This is a genomic window from Lentibacillus sp. L22 (assembly GCF_040812445.1).
GTDB classification, from domain to species: domain Bacteria; phylum Bacillota; class Bacilli; order Bacillales; family Amphibacillaceae; genus Lentibacillus_C; species Lentibacillus_C daqui.
This window is the reverse complement of the sequence record NZ_JBFNXI010000088.1, coordinates 1-2,725: the sequence shown is the minus strand read 5'-3', so window position 1 is coordinate 2,725 and position 2,725 is coordinate 1. Positions and strand designations below refer to the sequence as shown.

General features: G+C 39.9%; 3 protein-coding genes and 2 tRNA genes. 3 read left to right on the top strand and 2 right to left on the bottom strand.

All coding sequences use genetic code 11. From position 1 onward, the window contains the following. The first annotated feature begins 159 nt into the window (after nucleotides 1-159). From ABRT01_RS18070 to ABRT01_RS18060, 3 genes are all read left to right on the top strand, one after another. Nucleotides 160-1,602: a sodium/proline symporter gene (locus ABRT01_RS18070; protein ID WP_269410922.1), complete on the top strand. Its 1,443-nt coding sequence runs from the start codon at nucleotides 160-162 to the stop codon at nucleotides 1,600-1,602. A gap of 110 nt (nucleotides 1,603-1,712) precedes the next feature. Then, nucleotides 1,713-1,829, top strand: a complete 117-nt coding sequence (locus tag ABRT01_RS18065; protein WP_367749143.1) for a tyrosine-type recombinase/integrase — start codon at nucleotides 1,713-1,715, stop codon at nucleotides 1,827-1,829. 241 nt (nucleotides 1,830-2,070) lie between these two features. Continuing rightward, nucleotides 2,071-2,223: a tyrosine-type recombinase/integrase gene (locus ABRT01_RS18060; RefSeq protein ID WP_367749148.1), complete on the top strand. Its 153-nt coding sequence runs from the start codon at nucleotides 2,071-2,073 to the stop codon at nucleotides 2,221-2,223. Nucleotides 2,224-2,455: 232 nt separating this feature from the next. Here ABRT01_RS18060 and ABRT01_RS18055 read toward each other — a convergent pair. Continuing rightward, nucleotides 2,456-2,528, bottom strand: a tRNA-Thr gene (locus ABRT01_RS18055). A gap of 7 nt (nucleotides 2,529-2,535) precedes the next feature. Further along, a tRNA-Asn gene (locus ABRT01_RS18050) sits at nucleotides 2,536-2,610 on the bottom strand. Nucleotides 2,611-2,725 lie beyond the last annotated feature (115 nt).

Here is a 2,725-nt window from a genome sequence, read left to right as displayed (position 1 = left end):
GGCTAAACCGACTGTCAGATAAGCATTTAAACTGTATTATAGAATTTCAGTGAATAATTCAGGTTTTAAATGATGATTGACAAATTTTTAAAAACGGCTTAATATCTGATAAAACCAATTGGTATTATTTTATTTAAGTTTTGATGGAGGAAAGGGCTTGTGCAAACAGTAATTTACATAGAAATTGTTCTCTATTTGCTCGCAATGCTTGCAATAGGAATTTATTTTGGCAAAAAAGATTTAACGCATAACGATTATTTTCTCGGAGGCAACAAAGTCCCCGGCTGGGTACTTGCCTTTTCGGAACGTGCTACCGGGGAATCTGCTTACATGTTCCTTGGAGCAATTGGATTTATTTATGTAGCCGGTTTATCCGGTATCTGGGTTTTATCAGGTATGTTCTTCGGAGTGCTCGCTTCCTGGCTATTCCTGTCCAAACGATTTATGATGGAACAACAAAAATACAAGGTAAATAGTTTAACAGACTATATTGCAGTTAAATTTCCAAGGCATGCAGATATTATCCGCTGGTTGGCTTCTATCGTCATGGTATTTTTCTTTGTCTGTTATTTAGCTGCACAATTCTCAGGAATGGGTAAAACCGTTTATTCCATTTCCGGATTCAGCATTACATGGGGAACGATCATTATCGCAGCAATTATTATTGCGTATTCCTGCCTAGGAGGCTTCATGTCCGTTGTCTGGACAGACGCCGTGCAAAGCTTTTTAATGCTGATATCCTTTATAATCGTACCTATCGTTGCCTTTATGGAGATTCAGAATCAGGGGTTAAGTGTTTCCACAGAACTTTCCCTAAGGGGTGGAGGAGCCGACAGCTGGACTGGCGGTTTAAACGGACTTGCCTTAGGTGCAATGCTTTTTACCAACTTTTCCTGGGTTTTTGGATGGCTCGGCGGACAGCCACAGCTAAGCTCCCGGTTTATGGCGATTACAACAGAAAAAGAGCGGGTTACCGGTCGAAACATGGCGATAATCTGGACAATGATTGTCTATGTGGGAGCCTTTCTATCAGCTATTTTTGCTTCTGCTTTATACGCACAAGGTACATTGGCTGATCCAGAAATGATTCTGCCGCATATGATTTTTGATATTTTACCACCATGGGTTTCCGGGATTATCTTGGCAGGGATTCTGGCTGCTATTATGTCGACAGCATCTTCACAGTTATTGGTTATTACAACTTCCATCAGCGAGGACGTTATCCATAAGACTCTCAGATGGAATATTACCAGCAGAAAACTTGTACATTTATCCCGTTTCGTGGCGCTGATCAGCGGTATCATCGGCATTATTATTTCCTTGAAATCAGAATCTGTTATTTACAGTCTCGTATCTTTTGCATGGGCAGGGATCGGCAATACATTTTCCGTCGTTGTTCTGTTGATCTTCTTTTGGAAACGAGTCTCTGGGATCGGGGTCATTGCAACTATTATTGTCGGTGCAGTCAGTGCTGTCGTCTGGTCCCTTTCACCGCTCGAAGTAATTGTATCTGCCAAAGCCGCAACCTTCTTTATCTGTTTGATTGTCGGAATTGTATTTTCTTTACTCTATCCGGATAAAAAGCAAAAAGCCGGAGCTTAAAATGAAAATATATAAGAAGCAGCTCATTCTCCGCATAGAATGAGCTGCTTCTTATCCTGATTTTACTGTCCCCTACTGTTCACGCTACTAAGGGAGGAAAAAACATACAAATGGTGCTAATGGTTAAAATGGCTCTTAAAACAGGGATGCGTAAAGGGGAATTGCTCGCTCTACAATGGGATGATGTAGACTTTCCCACCAATACAATAAGTGTATTCATTCTCTGAGCTTAGCAAAAGGTTATAAATAAAAAAGTCTTAGACAAAAGGGTCCAGTAGCACCACCTAAAAAGCTGATGGATAAAATTAAAAAAAGCATAAACTTAAAAAGGTACAGAGTGGATGGAGCTGCCGAATGATGGGAACGTGGTAGTTATTTCTTTATATTCTCTACGTACTTAGGAAAACCATTCTATCCTAGCGTTCCTAATAGATGGTGAAATAGGTTTTTAACTCGGGTAAATAAGGAATTAAAAAGAATGACAAACCACAACTTAAAAAGATCCGCTTCCATGATCCAAGGCACACTGCAGCAACGGATTTAATAAATAAGGGAGCCAACATTCATTCTACATCAAAACGTTTAGGACATGCTATTATTGGAACAACATTTAATATATAGTCATTACTTGGAAGAAGCAGACCAAAAGATTGCAGATATGCTTGATGAAGATTATATATAAATTATGCCACTTGTCACAATTTGAACTTCATTTTATATGGTGTTTTTTCTTTATCATTTATAAGAACAAATATTCCATATTCAAAAAGTGTCATCCGAACGGGTCATTTTAGAATAATTATAGATAAATAAAAAACGCTTAATCCCTTACAGGACAAGCGTTTCAGCGGAAAGCTTCCAAGCAGACTCGAACTGCTGACCCCTTCCTTACCATGGAAGTGCTCTACCTACTGAGCTATGGAAGCATAAAAATGGCTCCACAGGTAGGATTCGAACCTACGACCGATCGGTTAACAGCCGATAGCTCTACCACTGAGCTACTGTGGAACAATCTCAATATATGTTGTAGTGTACCATGTTTTGCATATAAATGCAAAAAGTAAAGCCTGGCGGCGTCCTACTCTTGCAGGGGCAAAGCCCCAACTACCATCGGCGCTGGAGA

What these genes read in the sequence shown, in the direction of transcription:
- ABRT01_RS18065 (WP_367749143.1), top strand. Translation starts at nt 1,713, where the DNA reads ATGGTGCTAATGGTTAAAATGGCTCTTAAAACAGGGATGCGTAAAGGG.